At 40.3% G+C, this 17155-nt stretch carries 14 protein-coding genes, 1 rRNA gene, 1 pseudogene and 1 other annotated feature (1 of these 17 running past the window's edge); of the genes and pseudogenes, 13 read left to right on the top strand and 3 right to left on the bottom strand.

Annotation, left to right across the window (positions count from 1 at the left end; genetic code table 11):
• The first annotated feature begins 95 nt into the window (after nucleotides 1-95).
• Nucleotides 96-851, top strand: a complete 756-nt coding sequence (locus tag V3C97_RS06205) for an ABC transporter ATP-binding protein (protein ID WP_338434016.1) — start codon at nucleotides 96-98, stop codon at nucleotides 849-851.
• A gap of 10 nt (nucleotides 852-861) precedes the next feature.
• Nucleotides 862-2652: an FtsX-like permease family protein gene (locus V3C97_RS06200; protein WP_338434015.1), complete on the top strand. Its 1791-nt coding sequence runs from the start codon at nucleotides 862-864 to the stop codon at nucleotides 2650-2652.
• A 113-nt stretch (nucleotides 2653-2765) separates the two neighbouring features.
• Here the strand turns inward: V3C97_RS06200 and V3C97_RS07825 are convergent.
• Together V3C97_RS07825 and V3C97_RS06190 are read right to left on the bottom strand one after the other, a co-directional pair.
• Nucleotides 2766-2867: pseudogene (locus tag V3C97_RS07825) on the bottom strand (IS3 family transposase); the annotation flags it as partial.
• A gap of 218 nt (nucleotides 2868-3085) precedes the next feature.
• On the bottom strand, nucleotides 3086-4201 hold the full coding sequence (locus V3C97_RS06190; protein ID WP_338434014.1) for an endonuclease/exonuclease/phosphatase family protein: 1116 nt from the start codon (nucleotides 4199-4201) through the stop codon (nucleotides 3086-3088).
• A gap of 137 nt (nucleotides 4202-4338) precedes the next feature.
• Between V3C97_RS06190 and V3C97_RS06185 the strand changes: the two genes are divergently transcribed.
• Nucleotides 4339-5061, top strand: coding sequence for a hypothetical protein (locus tag V3C97_RS06185; RefSeq protein ID WP_009552015.1), 723 nt, complete (start codon nucleotides 4339-4341; stop codon nucleotides 5059-5061).
• A 50-nt stretch (nucleotides 5062-5111) separates the two neighbouring features.
• Here V3C97_RS06185 and V3C97_RS06180 read toward each other — a convergent pair whose 3' ends face one another.
• Nucleotides 5112-6050, bottom strand: coding sequence for a diacylglycerol kinase family protein (locus V3C97_RS06180; RefSeq protein ID WP_338434013.1), 939 nt, complete (start codon nucleotides 6048-6050; stop codon nucleotides 5112-5114).
• A 285-nt stretch (nucleotides 6051-6335) separates the two neighbouring features.
• On the opposite strand from V3C97_RS06180, the gene V3C97_RS06175 reads away from it, so the two are divergent.
• From V3C97_RS06175 to V3C97_RS06130, 10 genes are all read left to right on the top strand, one after another.
• Nucleotides 6336-6899: a LysM peptidoglycan-binding domain-containing protein gene (locus V3C97_RS06175; protein WP_338434012.1), complete on the top strand. Its 564-nt coding sequence runs from the start codon at nucleotides 6336-6338 to the stop codon at nucleotides 6897-6899.
• 291 nt (nucleotides 6900-7190) lie between these two features.
• Nucleotides 7191-8102, top strand: a complete 912-nt coding sequence (locus tag V3C97_RS06170) for a glycosyltransferase (protein ID WP_338434011.1) — start codon at nucleotides 7191-7193, stop codon at nucleotides 8100-8102.
• Nucleotides 8103-8111: 9 nt separating this feature from the next.
• Nucleotides 8112-8510, top strand: a complete 399-nt coding sequence (locus V3C97_RS06165; protein ID WP_268889245.1) for a glycosyltransferase — start codon at nucleotides 8112-8114, stop codon at nucleotides 8508-8510.
• Between the two features lie 341 nt (nucleotides 8511-8851).
• A complete protein-coding gene (locus tag V3C97_RS06160; protein WP_180848626.1) occupies nucleotides 8852-9280 on the top strand; it encodes a hypothetical protein in 429 nt (142 codons plus the stop codon).
• Nucleotides 9281-9387: 107 nt separating this feature from the next.
• On the top strand, nucleotides 9388-10524 hold the full coding sequence (locus V3C97_RS06155; RefSeq protein WP_338434010.1) for an exonuclease SbcCD subunit D: 1137 nt from the start codon (nucleotides 9388-9390) through the stop codon (nucleotides 10522-10524).
• Nucleotides 10511-13636 (top strand): SMC family ATPase, encoded by a 3126-nt coding sequence (locus V3C97_RS06150; RefSeq protein WP_338434009.1) that lies wholly within the window; start codon nucleotides 10511-10513, stop codon nucleotides 13634-13636. Before V3C97_RS06155 ends, V3C97_RS06150 begins: the two co-directional genes overlap by 14 nt.
• Nucleotides 13637-13649: 13 nt before the next feature.
• Nucleotides 13650-14231: a metal-dependent hydrolase gene (locus tag V3C97_RS06145; RefSeq protein ID WP_180848623.1), complete on the top strand. Its 582-nt coding sequence runs from the start codon at nucleotides 13650-13652 to the stop codon at nucleotides 14229-14231.
• A 112-nt stretch (nucleotides 14232-14343) separates the two neighbouring features.
• Entirely contained in the window at nucleotides 14344-14787 is a 444-nt protein-coding gene (locus V3C97_RS06140) for a Fur family transcriptional regulator (protein ID WP_338434008.1), read from the top strand.
• Nucleotides 14788-14983: a binding site (T-box leader), on the top strand.
• A gap of 47 nt (nucleotides 14984-15030) precedes the next feature.
• Nucleotides 15031-16287: a tyrosine--tRNA ligase gene (gene tyrS, locus V3C97_RS06135; RefSeq protein WP_338434007.1), complete on the top strand. Its 1257-nt coding sequence runs from the start codon at nucleotides 15031-15033 to the stop codon at nucleotides 16285-16287.
• A gap of 513 nt (nucleotides 16288-16800) precedes the next feature.
• Nucleotides 16801-17155: ribosomal RNA gene (locus V3C97_RS06130) — 16S ribosomal RNA — on the top strand; it runs 1219 nt beyond the window's last position.

The following is a 17155-nucleotide window of genomic DNA, read 5'->3' as shown; positions in this document are numbered from 1 at the left end:
AGCACCTAATCCTCATTTTTTATTTGCATTTACCTTTGTTTGTGATACAGTTAGTTACACAAGTAATTAACTACGACACAAAAAAGGGGAAGAAAATGAAAAAAGAACAAATTGTAACCGTAAGCCAGTTACGCAAAGTTTATGGTAAAAAAGGTGGGTGGCAGTATGAAGCTTTGAAGGACGTTTCCTTCAATGTTACCAAAGGTGAATTTGTGGCAATCATGGGATCTTCAGGTGCCGGCAAGACAACTCTGCTAAACATGTTAGCAACGTTTGATAAACCAACTAGTGGGCATGTCACAATTGCTGGTCATGATGTTACTAGTCTAAAAGGCAAGCATTTAGCTAATTTTCGGGGACAAGAAATTGGTTTTATTTTCCAGGACTTTAATCTTTTAGAAAGTTTAACTGTTGCTGAAAATATTCGCTTACCTTTGTCTTTACAAGGAGTAAAAGCCAGCCAGATCACTCCAGCAGTAGAAAAGATTGCGGAAACATTAGAAATTGCACCCTTACTGGCAAAGTATCCGGCCGAACTTTCCGGAGGGCAAAAACAACGGGTTGCTGTTGCGCGGAGTTTAGTACACCAACCTTCAATTTTGCTAGGGGATGAACCAACAGGAGCACTGGATTCTAAAACATCCCGCGAAATGTTAAATCTTTTGGAAAAGATTAATCGTGAGCAAGCAATGTCGATTTTGATGGTGACTCACGATCCCTTCACGGCTAGTTACTGTCAGAGAATTATCTTTATTAAAGATGGGCAAGTTGGTCAAGAAATCTATCGGGGCGACCGTTCACGGCAGGAATTTTACCAAGAAATTCTGGATGTACTAGGGACGTTTGAATAGGAGGAAAAGTATGCTAGCTAAATTAGCAGTTGCCGGGTTACGCACCCGGATCAAGGATTATATGGTCTTGTTTTCAGGTTTGGTTATTTCTAGTGCAATCTTCTATATGTTTGCAACGTTAGCGGTGAATAAGGAAATGATCCACAAGTCTAACGACCTGATTAGCTTTTCCGCTATCTTGTTCAATATCGGGATCATCTTATTGGCAATGATTACGTTTGTTTATATCCTGTACGCAAATAATTTTTTGTTAGGGATGCGCCAGAAAGATTATGGTTTGTTTATGATGCTAGGAGCCAAAAAGCAACGTGTGGGGTTCTTGATTGCTTGTGAAACAATGTTAATCGGACTTCTGTCAACAGTTTTAGGAATTTTGTTTGGTGGGGTGCTGAGTATTGGTGTTCGCCACATTCTTGAAAAAATGATGGGAATGGAGCTAACTTATTATCGGCCCTTTTATCTCCGCGCTATGGTTATTACGTTGGTGATTTATCTAGCTGTATTTGGATTTGCAGCTCTGATTAATACGGCTGTCATGGTGCGTAAACCTGCATTAGACTTGTTGCGACGGGGAGTTAAACCGCATAAAAGTATCCGCCAACCTTGGTTACTGATGGTGGAAGTAATCTTGGGGATTGGTATTTTAGGGTACGCATATTATTTGATGCGGCACCCGGTATTATTTGGCCAGTGGACTTTGCTATGGTGTTTTGTAATTACAGCAGTTGGCAGTTATTTTGTCATTAATGGGACAGTAGTAGCTGTGGTAAATCTGGTTCGCAAAACTTCCTGGGCCCAAAAACAACTTAATACGTTTACCTTGGGGCAATTACAGTTCAGAATTCAGGAATATACAGCAATCTTAACTATGGTGTCATTGATGTTCGGTCTGGCACTAGGAGCACTGACGATGGGGGTAGCTTTTAAAAACCAAACGGAACAGACTGCTGAAGTTGCAAGTGCATATGGTATGGTTGTGTATAATCCTAATATTCGGCAAAAAGCAGCTATGAAAAAGGTCACTACCAAAAAGCAGCAACGTTATACATATAAGCAAGTGGGGACGAAATATTATTATGACAGCAGTGAGTTCGATCGTCAGCCATATGTGGCTATCCAACCTCTAGCTGGTTCAGAAAATATGACGACCAATTACAAGTATATTAAGTATGATGGGAAAAAGATGCAGGAGCATAGCTATGAATTGACTTTTTATACTGAAATGACAAGCAGCGCATTCGTTGTAAGTCATAAACAGTTCCAGCAAGTCCAGGCTCCAGCTAAGATGGCATACTTTATCCAAACAGCTCCTATCGGCAAGACTTATGCCCAGATTAAGCAGGTGGCTGACGCAAGTTCTGATCCTCACCAAGTGACTGCGGGTATAGGAGGCCAGTATCGCGGATATGTGACTGCACAGTCGTTATACTCAGTGATGGAATTCATGGGGGGCTTTTTAGCAATTGCATTTTTGGCAATGCTGGCATCATGTCTAATGTTCAAAATTCTTTCTGGTTCCTACGATGACACGCGGCGTTACCAGATGCTGGCTAAGATCGGGACACCGCGTGAATTATTGAAGCGTGCTATTGCTAAAGAAGTAGCGGTCTTGTTCTTCTTACCAGCTGTATTGGGAACATTGGATGTTTTATTTGGTTTACAAATGTTTAAGTTACTAGTAGTAGCTCCTTATCGGAGTTTTGGGATGCCATTTGTAATTTTTATGGTACTGTACTTAGGTTATTATTCTTTGGCAGTATGGATGTACAGGCGGATAGTTTTACGGGATATTATTCAGTAAACATTTTTTGTAGAAGATAGTGTTCTTTATCTAAGTAGACACGACATATAGTGCGGTAAAAAACAAACCTGGAGAGTTGAAGTACAACAAAAAAGTTAGACAAAATTGAATAACTAAGCTACTAAGGTATGATTCCGATATTCCACCGGAGTTATGCCTTTTGTTTTTAATGAAATTCGTTTGTAGTTAAAGTAGTGAACATACTGTCTTGAAAGCTGTTTAAGTTCTTAATGTCTTTCATGGTGAGAATCCATCCAGTAGCTCGGCCTTAAATAGGTGAGGAAAACCCTCAATTGATAATTCCAACCTTGATCAGAATAAATAATTGGATGCACACCATAGAAAAAAGCCCCATAATTGTTAGACAAAGATTCTAACGATTGTGAGGCATTTTAAGAGTCTAGATTCGTTTTTTATTTATAAAGAATGTTCATTATTGCAATGTAAAAGAAAGTTTGACGGGATTATGATCTGCATATTGAAATTGGGTATCAAGATTAGTTGCGTGGGCAGTTACATTAGGGGAAACTAAGAACCCATCGATTACGGTTTCATAATTAACGCCCTTTTGATAAGGGATGTCTGTTGCCCGACAGGTAGGGACTTGGTCCTCATTAGTAGCGTGCACCATTCGCATCTTTGAAGTGATATTTTTGCTAGAAAGCACTGATACCCAATCTGGTACCTGCTGTTTATTTTTGAAATGAGTTAACATTTTTGCGCCAAAAGCATGGTTGAAGTCACCGCCAACGATAACATAATCTCCTTGAGCAACGGCAGCATCCATCACATGATTGAGCAACTTGAGTTGTTTTTTACGCATTTCGCCCCCCTTATCATAGGCAGACATATGGCTATTAATCAAAAGTAGCTGTTTATGATTCTTAACAGGGATGGTTAACACTTCAAAACACCGATCAAGATCAGTAAATTTGGAAATAAAACTGGAGGTTACAGGATATTTACGTCGTTCTGCCTGAGAAATTCGGTACTTGCTCAAGGATAGCAAACCTGACCGGACTGATCCGTGGGGATTGTTTAAAGGCAGAAAAATATAACCTGAATGAAAGTTACTGGCAAAAACACTAGCGTAATTGGGGAAACTTTGTTGAATTTTTTGTACCTGGTTAACGTGAAAACTGCGCGTTGAGTTGGTATCAACCTCTTGCATTAGAGCAAAATCTGGTTGTTGCTGCTTGAGCGTAGTGACCGCTCCATTGGTATCAACTAAAACGGTTTGCTTGTTAACTGCTGTTCCGTATTTACCTTGAGTCTTTTGGCCATCGACCATGCGCCCCGTATCCATGAAGAAGCTGTATTTTTGGTTGTAGGCCCCAAAGCCAATATTATACGTTAAAGCAGTATATTCTTGTCCAGGGGCTAACTCTGCTTGTTGCGGATCCTTAATTGTAAGTTTTTGATGGTCCTTGATCCGGTAGTAATGGCTCTGCATGTAAATAACATAACTTGCAGCAATTAGTACCAGTAGTCCCAAAGTGATGACAATTCCCCGTCCAAGCCAACGGGCGATTTTGTTATGTGAATTCATATGGAAAACTTCCTTAACTTTTACTATATTGATAATTTTATTGTAAAAGAAAAGAAGTGAGCAAACAATCTTTCTATAATGAGTATTTAACAATACGATGGCGTATACTGAATGAGAATAGTATAGAAGGTGAGATAATGGAACTGACAGCATATCAACAAAAATTAGCAGCTTGGCTTGATGAATACCGGGATTTTGTCCCGGCACAGACTCGAATCAGGGTAGTGCAGCAAATCCTTGCAGCAATAAAACAGCATGAACTCCCAGACCAATTAATTTCCTTGGAGTTTTCTGAAACAGAACTTGTGGATAATTTAGGGAAGTATCCGCAGTTACTAACATTTGAATCGGAATTATTAGATCTGCGCCAGCTCCTTGTGGAAAAGTTTGGCATATGGCATCTCTTTTCTCGGCGATGGGTGCAGGATTTGAAACATTTCATTAATGCTGAACAAACAAAGAGTTTAGAATTAATGGCAGGTAATGCAGTATTAACGAAGTTTGTCCCCAATATGCGTGCGACGGATAATTTGGATTGGAAAGGACAAGACAATGAACATCCCCATCCATGGACAACAGTGGAAAATAGCGATGCACTGGTGGCTGTTCAAAAATATTATCGAGTGGTGGATAACATTGTTTTGGCGTGGGCGCCTGACCAGGACGAAATTGATTGGCATATTCTCCAATTTTTGCGTCAGCAAAAGTGGGCTGGAAAATTTATTGTGATTGGGGAAAAGAATGGTGCAACTAATTCCAAGGCATTTTGGCAAAATAGCCACTTGACCCTGGTTGCAGAACTTAACCGCAATCATCCACAAGTAGATTTTATTAATGATCAAGTATTTTTAGTTAAATAAAAACGTGTGTCTTTTGATGAAATAATCATCTCACTGAAAGACACACGTTTTTAAATTAAAAATTGTTGTTTGCTGAGAGTGAAACTAATATTGAAAGGATCACTGTTCAAAACTTCCCCATCAGCTTGACCAAATTCAGAACTAGTAGTGGATAAGTCAATTTGATTGGCTTGGAAGTGGTGAAAATTGCGAAAACTGAGGTATCTATGCCCCGGAAGTAACATAGTTATGAACAGCCAGATGAACTTTAAGGTAGATTTTTTTTCGATGATAACTAAATCGAGTTTACCATCATTCATTTTGGCAAGGGGCATAATCGGGACACCACCACCGAAGTAAGGGTGGTTAGTAGTAGTTACCAAAAAAGCACGCTCATAAGTTTGGGTTTTCCCGTCGATAGTAGCAGTGAGTTGAAATGCGCGTTGCCTAAAAAAGGCATTGATAGCTGACAAAACATAACTAGAAATACCTAAGCGTACCTTATTTAAGAATTTCTTACTTGGCGCTCGGTTAGTTTGATGAACAACGCGGGCATCAAAGCCAATACCTAAATTATTCGTGAAAACGGCAGTAATATTGCGCGTTTTCTCGTAAAAAACACCAATATCAAGAGTGGTTGGATCAGTGGTAGTAGTGATCTTCTGTAATGCTGCAAGGGGATCTGCAGGAATGTTAGCCCCACGCGCAAAGTCGTTCCCCGATCCACAGGGAATATAACCGATAGTAACTTGAACACCAGCATGATGAAGACCATTCAATGTCTCATGGAGTGTCCCGTCACCCCCAACAACCACTAAGATAGTAGTTGAAGTCAGGTAGTGGGCAAGCACCTGTGCGAGCTGGTACTCATGATGAGGATATTGAGTGAAATGAACAGAGTACAGTAGCTGCTGCTCATTTAACCAGTGACGCAACTGGGGCCACACCTGTTGCGCATGGCCACTGCCGGCTTCTGGATTAACAATGAAAAGATAGTTGCGTTTCTTCACAGAGTTACTCCTTTCATTTTAATAGTTATGTCTTACATTATAGAACAATTTTAAATGAAAGGTAAAACATAAAAGTGAAGCATGGGAAATAAAAAACTATGGCTGTGGAGATAAGGTTACTTAAAAGTTACGGATTTATGGCGATGTTACAAAAAAGGCCGAATTTGTAACTTGCCTGGCAAGTGCCTGTTATATCCGAACATTATACTAAGAATGTGATTTAGTTAAAAAATAAAACTAGTTAATACTTAAACAAGTAAAAGAATTAAGGAAGGAAATATTACTATGGCAATGAAGAAAGTTTTAATGTCAGTAGCTGCTGCTGGGGGAATGTTTGTAGTTGGAACTTCTACGGCGCATGCCGATAACGTAACATATACTGTAAAGGCTGGCGATACCGTTTCTGAAATTGCTGAACACTTTGATACAACTGTTGCTAAGATTAAGCAACTTAATCAGCTAGAAAACGAAAACTTAATTCTTGTCGGCCAAAAGTTATTGGTAACAGGGGAACAACCTGTTAATACTACTAACGGAACCGCCAATAATACTTCCGCTAATACTGGTAACACGAACCAGGCGGCTTACCAAGCTCTAGTAACCCAAGCACCAAGTACAGCTACTGGTTCTGATGCTGAAGCTAAGGCGTGGATTGCTAGTCATGAGTCTGGTGGATCTTATACTGCATCCAACGGTAACTATTATGGTAAGTACCAATTGAGTCGTTCTTACTTAGGTGGTGATTATTCACCAGCTAACCAAGAACGTGTGGCAGATAATTATGTTGCTTCTCGTTATGGCTCATGGTCAGCAGCCAAGTCACATTGGTTAAGCCATGGTTGGTACTAAAATAATGTATCAGTTTATTAAATCAATATCCGAATAAAAAGACTGGAAAATGCTATTTTCCAGTCTTTTTTTACTCATTAATTTAGAAGCTAAACAGCTTATCGAGAAGATCATTTGTTATTAATAATTAAGGAACCTTTGATCGTTGAGTAACGTTATACGCTAAAAGGTTTGCAAGTTGACAATAATTAATCGCCATTAGTATCATAAAAGTGGATTTATAATATTATTTTAATTAATTCAATATGATGGCACCTCCTAGTAATAAGCGGAATAAAGGAGTGAGAGAACATGGAAAATACGTTAGTGTCAGCAATCATTACAACTTACGGACGACCATTTTCATTAGTGAAACGCGCGATTGATTCTGTTCTCCACCAGACATACCCACATATTGAGTTGATCCTAGTTGATGATAATGGCAAGAATAGTTCTTTACATACAAAGTTGTCGCATCAAGTTACGGCTACTTTTGGTGATCATGTCAAGTATTTGAGTAATACGCACAATCAAGGCGGGCAATTTTCACGAAATCGTGGTTTTTGGGAAAGTCGTGGTGAGTTTGTTGCTTTTTTAGATGACGATGATGTTTGGTTTCCTAATAAAATAGCAACTCAGTTGCAATTTTTTACTAATCAAGATATTGGCTTGGTGAGTTGTTGGGGACGGATATTGAATAATAAAACAGGACTGTTAAATCACCAAGTTTTTTCTCCTTTGATGAAGTTGCTCTATTTTCCTCCGGTCCAACCATTGATAACGTTTTTTAATGAGCAAAATTTTGATTGGATAATTGGGGTGGAAGGATGGCGCAGTGTTCTTCTAGCGTGGTTAGCCCCTCATCTCCAAGCAAAAACCGCTGGGTGGCAGCATGGCCGTAGTCAGAATTATTTTTATTTGCCACAGCAATATTATTTTCAACGGCGCAGTCTATTTCAGCGTTATTTAAAACAACTAGATGCTTATGTAGTGTTGGCAAGTGATGATGTGAAGATCATGGAAGATAACTTTCATTGTCAAGCACAACAAATTGTCAATCCTCGGACCTTTGTAAGTCCAATTAAATCTCATTACGGAAAGAACTTGTTAGCAGCGGGACGATTGGAACCAGTCAAAGGATATGAGCGATTATTATACTCACTAGCGTATTTAAACCAATTGAATCTTGAATGGCAATGCGAAATTGCAGGCACTGGCTCATAGGCCAAAACCTTGACCGCTTTATGCCAGCAATTAGATCTGGCAACGCAGGTTCATTTTCTGGGACGCGTTACAGAAATGCCGGCAGTTTTTGCACGTAGCTCAGTGTTTTTGCTAACTTCGTATTGGGAAGGAATGCCATTAGTTATACTAGAAGCTTTGGAAATGGGGTGCCCAGTAGTCACATTTGATATTCCAGATATTAATGATTTGGTTGTAGATGGTTACAATGGAATCGTTGTTCCTCAGTCAGCCGGTAGTCAAGGCTTTGCCCAAGCCATTGCCTGGTTACTTGAAGATCAACGATTGTGGGAGAAGTTACATCACAACGCTCTGCAAGAAGCAACTAAATATTCGCTAGATAAAATAATTTCTAAGTGGGAAAGCCTTTTGCAAGTGGAAAGTGAATGACAGTAGAATCTTTGGTATACTTGTTATAAATAGATTAAGAGCAATGTCCTTAACTAGTTATCCTAGTAAGGGAAGGTTTATAATCAAGACTGGAGTCGCAGGACTAAGGGGGCAATTATGGGCCTATCATTGATGCTAGTGTTGGTACTGTTGATCGTGATCGGTGTGATAATGCTGATTAGTGCCCGGACAATACGACAACGTAATATGTTGTTGATAAAGATTTTAATTCTGGCTATTGGAATTATTTGCCTAGGCGGAGGCAGTTACCTCTTATTTTATCTATTTATCAACGGAGCTTTATAGAAATAACGTAATCAGTCAATAATTGAGGTGGAGTTATGTATAACTATCATGAAGAAAAAGAAAATCTCCTGGACTTTTTAACTGAAGAATATACTTTATTTAAACGGCAACAAGACTTGTACGGAAAGTATCTCGAAATGGCAATTCCGCTTTCAGATTGTGTGGGAGAAATGACCCGACATGCAGGAAGTTATACTGCTATTCGCATGATGCAGGTTGCTAGTGAACGGGCCGGAGTAGACGAGGGCTTTCAACTAAATGATGATGACAACCAATTTGTGGTGGAGATGCATAATAGTTTAGTTGATTTTGTTAGTGATACTGTTATTCCTGATACAGATGATGCATTGAATAATTTTGCTGATCCAGACCAACTGGTATCTGTTTTAGATGATTTATTCCAAAATGCATTACAGACAGCATTGAAACCATTTCAATCAGATGACGAAGCACAAGCTGAATAACGAGCGAATTTAAATAAAAAAGGGGGACGTAACAGAAAAAGTTACGTCCTTTTTCTATGCTATAATGTTGTTAAAAATAACGAACAAGTGATCGGCGGGAGGATAAGATGCGTTTTTTACACACGGCGGATTGGCATATTGGTAAACGCTTGGGTGACTTTTCATTACAATTAGAGCAACAAGATGCATTTCAAAAAATAGTGGCAATTGCGCGGCAAGAACAAGTTGATGCAGTGGTAATTGCAGGGGACTTATACGACCGGAGTTTGGCTAGCGAAGAAAGTGTTCAGACTGTTAATGGGATGTTGGAATATTTAAACTTGCATGAACATTTGCCACTCCTAATAATTAGTGGAAATCATGATTCAGCTGTCAGGTTGAGTACTGGGGATAAGTGGATGCGACAAGCGGGGGTTCATATTGTAACTGACCTTGAAGATGCAATGAAACCAATTATCATTGACGATACGCAGTTCTTCTTATTGCCATATTTTGAACCGTATCAGGCACGTAATTTTTTTGCTGATCGGACAATCAAAACCACCCAGGATGCGGTTATCAAACTGGTGGCACAGATGCAAAAAATGTTTGATCCAACTAAAAAACATGTTTTAGTAGCGCACTTTTTTGCTGCTAATCAAGCCGGTAGTACGCAACAAAGTGAGGCAGTGGTCGGAGGGGTAGACATGGTAGCAACGGGTGTGCTGCAACCCTTTGATTATGTAGCTTTGGGACATATTCACAATCCCCAAGCATTAACTGATGAAAAAATTAAATATAGTGGTACTCCCCTCATGTTTTCCACAGGCGAGATTACCCAAACTAAAGGCGTCCGAATTATAGATACGACACCATTTAACAGTCAATTTATTCCACTGACGCCTTTGCATGCAATCAAGAAACTTACCGGGACGTTTGCTGACGTAACAAGTTTTGATCAGCAAGCTCAAGTTGAGAAAACAGATTATGTAGCGGTAGAGCTTACTGATCAGGAACCAGTAATGGATGCGTTTAATCGGCTCCATGCTGTTTATCCCCGATTATTTGAACTAACTCGCCGGCGTATTCGGCGCCACCCTCAGCAGAGGAATGATATTTCACGATATGTACATAGTGAGCAGTTAGATCCGGTAGTAGTATTACGTGATTTCTATCAATATGTCACGGGGCAACCACTCGCACCAGCACAAGAAAAGTGGGCATTAAAGGTTCGACAGGAGGTGGATGACAATGAAACCAATTAAAATACGGATGCAATATTTTGGTCCTTATGTGGATGAAACGGTTGATTTTAGTCGCTTTTTTGATAAGCCGGTATTTTTGATTGCAGGTAAAACAGGAAGTGGGAAAACTACTATTCTTGACGCAATAGTTTATGCTCTTTTTGGGGAAACTTCGGGTCAAGTGCGAGAAGGAAACCAGTTGCGAGCAAATTTTGCCGGACCAGATGAGCGCACTGTCGTGTCATTGGTTTTTGAACATCAGGATACAACCTACACTCTAATTCGCCAGCCTAAGCAAGTTTTGCGAAAAAAACGTGGCACAGGAAATAAAGAATATGGTGAAGAGGTTAGTTTAACCTATTATGTAACTCCCCAAAAAGAAGTAACTTTGAAAAAAAGTGGACAAGTACGCCAGAAGATCTTGGCAATCCTGGGTTTGACAGCTGAGCAGTTTCGACAAGTAGTTTTGCTTCCACAAGAGCAATTTAACAAGTTTTTGTTGGCTGATAGCGATGAAAAAGAAAAAACATTGCGGACTATCTTTAGAACGGAAGCTTACCAACAGTGGAAAGAACAAATGGTGGATGCTGCTAAGAAAATGGTAACAACTTTGCAAAAACAGGAGGCACAGTTGGCAGCAATTAAAAGTCAGGTTGACCCCCAGGGTGACTTAGCCTTAGACAGCACAGACCATTGGCTCAATACTTGGAATGAACGAATCGCTGGTCAGCAAGCAGATCTTCAAAAGCAACAAGCGAGAATAGCGGAGCAAAAACGTACAGAAAAAGAGTGGCAAGACCAACTAGTTACTTATCAACAAATCAATGATCGCCTCCAAGAATTACGGGATTTACAAACTCAATTGCAGAGCTTGCAAGCTGAGTTGCCACAAATGCAAGCTGATGAACAGCGAGTAGCATTGTTAGAGTGGGTTCAAACACAAGCTACAACATTGACTAGGCGAAATGAAGCGCAAAAACAATTACGAGAAGGGCAACAGCATCAGCAAGAACAGCAGGCCAGGATAGAAAAGGTAAAGCTTGCTTTAGAAAAATGGGCGCATAAAGATCACAAATTGAGTGAAAAAGAGCAACGAGCGGTCGCTTTAAACCAGTCTCAAGAACAATTACAAAACCAAGCCCAAATATTACAGCAATTAGCTGACCTCGATGGGCAGTTCTCCGAGTTGCAGGATCGATTGGTCACTGCCCAAAGACGTCAAACTGAGCTTGAGGATCAAGTGGTGATCATGAACGCAAACTTGCAACAGGATCTCCACCGACAAATAGAGTTAAGCGGACAGAAGGAAGACTTGGCGGTCAAAATAGTAGCTCAAGAACAGCGCTATTTCCAACTTAAACAAAGTGCTCAGAGTATTGGCACGCAAGCAGAACGATTGAAACATCTGCAAAAAGAAAAGAAGAATACACACAAGCGCATACTTCAGGCCAAACAAGAAGTTCAGCAAGCAGACCGTGTTTTCGCTACCGTTAATAATGATTGGGTAGCTAAACAAATTGCCCAACTAGCTCAACAGTTAGAGCCAGGGACACCTTGCCCGGTATGTGGTGCCTTAGATCATCCGCGTGTGGCTACCACTCAGATAACGTCAGTGACAGAGGCAGACTATGAAAAAGCTCAGGCTGAGCGGGAACGAGCAGGCAATTATCTCCATCAGCAAGAAGCTATATATGCTCAGTTACAAGAGCAAGTAACAAACCAAACGGCAGATGTAGAAAAGTTATTAAATCAGTTTACAGAAATGCTTTCCCAGGATGTTACGGTTGAAAGTAATGCTGATTGTCAGGCAGTCTTGATGCAAGAGCAAACAGCGCTTACTCAGAGCAAAAAACAGGCAGAGTTCTTGGAAAACAAATTGGCTGATATTACTCAAAAGGTAACCCAAGCCACAGCGCAAAAACAACAGAATGAAACAGGACAAGCAACCATTGCAACGCAAATAACAGACTGGCATGAACAACAGCAAATAATTAATAATAAGCGAAATGAACTTCTACAACAAGTACCAGCAGGAGTGCATTTAGCGACTGTTGAACAACAAATCCAAGCAAATAAAGATTTTATTGCTCAAGTTGCTACTGCACGGAAAGCATTGGACCAAGAAAAAAATACATTAGATCAAAACTATTCAACTATCCAGGGCCAGCTTCAGATTTATCAACAACTCATTAAAGACAATGAAGCGGTTATTCACAAGTGTGGACAAGAGTTAGAACGAGCTGTTAGTGAAGCTCCGGTTGCAATGACGATTCGCCAATTAGAAGAATACACGGTAAACTTGGCAGGTTTGCCGCAATTGCGCGCCAAAGTGACAAATTGGTTTAATGAGTATAATAATCGCCAACAGCAGTATGCTAAATTGCAGGACCAGACAGCCGGGCAAAAGATGCACGATCTATCACCATTAAAAGAAAAATTGCAGGTATTGCGTACACAACAAGAGCAGTCCAATGTTATTTTGGGGCGGATGCAGCGTGACATAACGGAGTATGAGCAGGTTTATACTCAAGTTAAGCAGCTGTGGGAAAGTTTTAAACATAATGAAACACAACAACGTTTTATTCATCAGTTAGTTGAAGCTGTTGCCGGAAACAACCGGGACCACCACTTATCATTGGAACGGTTTGTTTTACAGCATTATTTAGAACAAGTTCTCCAAGTAGCTAATGAACGGCTACCACATTTACTCCAAGATCGGTATTATTTCACTTTGAGTAGTGAAGAAAGTAAATACCGTAAGACGACGGGCTTGCAAATTAATGTTTTTGATGAGTTTGTAGGAACAGAGCGTTCTGTATCTACGCTTTCCGGTGGTGAAGGATTTATTGCTTCTTTGACTTTGGCCCTAGCGCTGGGTGAAGTTATTCAGAGTCAGCATGGTGGACCACAAGTCGAAGCATTATTTATCGACGAAGGGTTTGATTCTTTGGATATCGAAGCCTTAAACAATGTCTTGGATAGTATTCGGATTATTGAAGGCCAGAACCGATTGATTGGTATGATTAGTCACGTTGAAGGGATGGAGGAAGAAATTCCTAATCAGTTGCAGGTGATCCAAGAAAACGGTCGAAGTCATATCCGCTACATGATTGACGGAGTTATTCAATCATAAGGAGGGGTGTGAAGTGCAATGGAAAACACACATAACAACAACCTTGGCCTTAACGCTACCCTTGGTGGCCGCTAGCAATGAGGTTTCATGGATTAATGTTGGAGCCTTAGCGGTGGGTAGTCTTCTGCCAGATATTGATCATCCACAATCAGTTATTGGAAAGCGGCACAAAGTAGTTAGTAACGTAACGCGCACCGCGTTTGGTCATCGCGGGGTTACGCATTCGTTTATAGGTATTTTTGTAGTGTATGGGCTGATGCTATTTTTTCAAAAAAATTATCTTGCACCGCCGACTAAATGGTTGCCGTTTTGGTTGATTGTGGGATATCTTGCGCATATTATCGAAGATAGTTTTTCCTCACGCGGGGTTCATTGGACGTGGCCGTTTTTTAACAAAAAACGTAAACAACGTTTATTCATATATTATCGAACTGGAAGCTTGAGCGAGTATTTGTTGTTAGGTTTCTTTATGTGCTTAATAATTGTAGAGTTATATCTCTTTTATCAGGCAGCTTGGTCGCATATTATTCCCGTTGATGTACAAGGAAAGATAGGAATGTGGATCATGCGGATCCAAACTATGCTGTATTTTTGATAGTTGTTTTTAAAAATTATAATATTAAATAATTGCTAATCATGAGTGAAAATAGTAGAGTGAAAGTAGTATTAGAACGTATTTAGAGCCTAGAGAAAGGAGACTTGCTAAGATGGAAAACCAAGCAACATTAGCACAAGCGGCAGCTAAATTACGGGCCAAACATGTCAAAAATACGCCTCAACGGCAGGTGATTTTATCTTATCTGATGACTTCTAAGGAACATCCTTCAATCAAGATGATTCACGAACACGTTGCTGCTAACGGCTTTAAGGTAAGTTTAGCAACGATTTATAACACCTTAGAGATTCTCCAAGAAAAAGAATTAATAATTCAAGTTGCAGCTGACAGCGATGGACATATGCGGTATGATTATTATCAGAAACCTCACTATCATGTGATTTGTGTGCGGTGTAATAAAATCATCGACGTGTTTCATGATGGTTTCCAGGCGGTGGAGCAGGATGCTGCACAAGCAACTGGTTTTAAGGTTTACAATAGTCAGTGCGAAGTATATGGATTATGTCCTGACTGTCAAGCTGAATTAGCAAAATAACTTGTGACGTTGAAGTGGTACAGTAGGATGATGGTCCCTTTTGTCAGAGACCTGGTGGGAGCTGTAAACCAGGAAAAACCATTTATCTGAATTACAACTATGGAGTTGCGGCGGGTCATTCCGTTATCGATGACAGAGCGACTGGAGAACTATCTCCAGTAACCTGGGTGGTAACGCGGAAAATTTCGTCCCTAGTATTGATACTGATACTAGGGACTTTTAATTTATTAAGGAGGTACGAGTATGGCAAACATTCTCGAAGATCTAAAATGGCGGGAAGCCGTTAACCAAGTAACTGATGAAGAAGGTTTGAGTAAGTTATTAGATAAAAAAGCAGTTGGATTATACTGTGGAGTTGATCCAACAGGTGACAGTTTACACATTGGTCACTTGGTACCATTCATGATTCTCAAGCGTTTCCAGATGGCTGGAAATCGGGCCCACATTATCATTGGTGGGGGGACAGGTTCGATTGGTGATCCATCAGGCAAAAAGTCAGAACGGGTATTGCAAACAATGGAACAGGTACGGCACAATGAACAAGCGCTAACAAAGCAAATGCAAAAATTGTTCGGTGCGGATAATATTACAATTGTTAACAATTATGAATGGTTGTCACAGATCAGCTTGCTAACGTTCTTGCGTGATTATGGGAAGTTATTCAACGTTAACACAATGTTGAACAAGGAAATCGTCGCTAGTCGTCTAGAAGTTGGGATTTCATACACAGAATTCACTTACCAGATCTTACAATCAATTGACTTCTTACATCTATGGCAAACACGTGATGTACAACTGCAAATTGGTGGTGGAGATCAATGGGGAAACATCACTTCCGGGGTTGATTTGATTCACAAAACCGAAGGGTCTAAGGCTGAAGCATATGGTTTGACTGTGCCACTGATGCTAAAGGCTGATGGGACCAAGTTTGGGAAAACAGCTGGCGGTGCTGTTTGGTTAGATCCAGAAAAGACTACGCCATACGAATTCTACCAATTCTGGTTGAACCAAGATGACCGGGATGTAGTCAAATTCTTGAAATACTTTACTTTCTTAAGTAAGGAAGAAATTGAAGCTTTAGCTGAAAAGGTCAAGACAGAACCAGAAAAGCGTGAGGCGCAACGGCGGTTAGCCCAAGAAGTGACCAAGTTTGTCCATGGCAAAGAAGCAGTACGGGAAGCAGAAAACATCTCTCAAGCTCTCTTCTCTGGCGAAGTAAAGAATTTAACAGCTCACGAAATTGAACAAGGGTTTAAGAAGATGCCAACGGTTGAAGTGCCAGCTGGTAAGGAAAATATTATTTTGTGGTTAGTAGATGTGGCTAAAATTGAAAGTTCGCGGCGTCAAGCGCGTGAAGATGTGAAGAATGGCGCTATCCGGATTAACGGAGAAAAGATCACTGATGTTGATGCAGAAATTGACACAGCTGCAGCATTTGATGGGAAATTTGTGATTGTTCGGCGGGGAAAGAAGCGTTATTTCTTAGCACGAGTAAAATAATTAATTATTAACAGGGAAAGGGAGCCACTCTTTTCCTGTTTTTTGTTTAGATAATAAATACTGAGCGTGAAAAAGAAGAATTTTTTTGAAGTGATTTAACGAACAAACGGATAGTTTTATGTAGATATTCTTTGATAAAGTGCTTATTTATATAGCATTAAAACAATAGATTTGTTTAAAGTTCGGATTTGATGACCGTGATGATTTTTGTGGATGCAATTCTTAAAAATAAGGGGTTGACGCTGGCGGTAAAAGTGGCTATAGTAATACATGCTGTTGATGCGAAACAAGTTGATTGTTGTAAAAGTTAAGTGATTGATTCAAAAAAGTGTTTGACATCGATTGATGGTTTTGGTAATATAATCAAGTCGCATCGCGATAAAGTAGATCTTTGAAAACTGAACAAAGTTTCGACAAATCAAATGTGTGGGACTTCTTGCTAGACGCAAGAGCAAAACATTTGCGAATGTCAATTCGCTAGTAATTTTTACGAGTCTAATCGACTTAAGATTTTAAATCGAGAGTTTGATCCTGGCTCAGGATGAACGCTGGCGGCGTGCCTAATACATGCAAGTCGAGCGCATCGGCCCAACTGATTGAAGATGCTTGCATCCGATTGACGATGGTTTACCGATGAGCGGCGGACGGGTGAGTAACACGTAGGTAACCTGCCCAGAAGCGGGGGATAACACCTGGAAACAGATGCTAATACCGCATAGGTCATTTGACCGCATGGTCAAATGATTAAAGATGGCTCTGCTATCACTTCTGGATGGACCTGCGGCGTATTAGCTAGTTGGTAAGGTAACGGCTTACCAAGGCAATGATACGTAGCCGAGTTGAGAGACTGATCGGCCACATTGGGACT

Origin of the sequence: Ligilactobacillus saerimneri (genome assembly GCF_036689625.1) — a bacterium.
In the GTDB taxonomy this organism is placed as follows: domain Bacteria; phylum Bacillota; class Bacilli; order Lactobacillales; family Lactobacillaceae; genus Ligilactobacillus; species Ligilactobacillus saerimneri.
This window is presented reverse-complemented; position numbering and strand designations above follow the sequence as displayed.

Bases quoted from the DNA above. Each gene is read 5' to 3' on its own strand.
- V3C97_RS06205 (WP_338434016.1), top strand. From the start codon at position 96: ATGAAAAAAGAACAAATTGTAACCGTAAGCCAGTTACGCAAAGTTTAT.
- V3C97_RS06200 (WP_338434015.1), top strand. From the start codon at position 862: ATGCTAGCTAAATTAGCAGTTGCCGGGTTACGCACCCGGATCAAGGAT.
- V3C97_RS06190 (WP_338434014.1), bottom strand. From the start codon at position 4,201: ATGAATTCACATAACAAAATCGCCCGTTGGCTTGGACGGGGAATTGTC.
- V3C97_RS06185 (WP_009552015.1), top strand. From the start codon at position 4,339: ATGGAACTGACAGCATATCAACAAAAATTAGCAGCTTGGCTTGATGAA.
- V3C97_RS06175 (WP_338434012.1), top strand. From the start codon at position 6,336: ATGGCAATGAAGAAAGTTTTAATGTCAGTAGCTGCTGCTGGGGGAATG.
- V3C97_RS06170 (WP_338434011.1), top strand. From the start codon at position 7,191: ATGGAAAATACGTTAGTGTCAGCAATCATTACAACTTACGGACGACCA.
- V3C97_RS06160 (WP_180848626.1), top strand. From the start codon at position 8,852: ATGTATAACTATCATGAAGAAAAAGAAAATCTCCTGGACTTTTTAACT.
- V3C97_RS06155 (WP_338434010.1), top strand. From the start codon at position 9,388: ATGCGTTTTTTACACACGGCGGATTGGCATATTGGTAAACGCTTGGGT.
- V3C97_RS06150 (WP_338434009.1), top strand. From the start codon at position 10,511: ATGAAACCAATTAAAATACGGATGCAATATTTTGGTCCTTATGTGGAT.
- V3C97_RS06140 (WP_338434008.1), top strand. From the start codon at position 14,344: ATGGAAAACCAAGCAACATTAGCACAAGCGGCAGCTAAATTACGGGCC.
- tyrS (WP_338434007.1), top strand. From the start codon at position 15,031: ATGGCAAACATTCTCGAAGATCTAAAATGGCGGGAAGCCGTTAACCAA.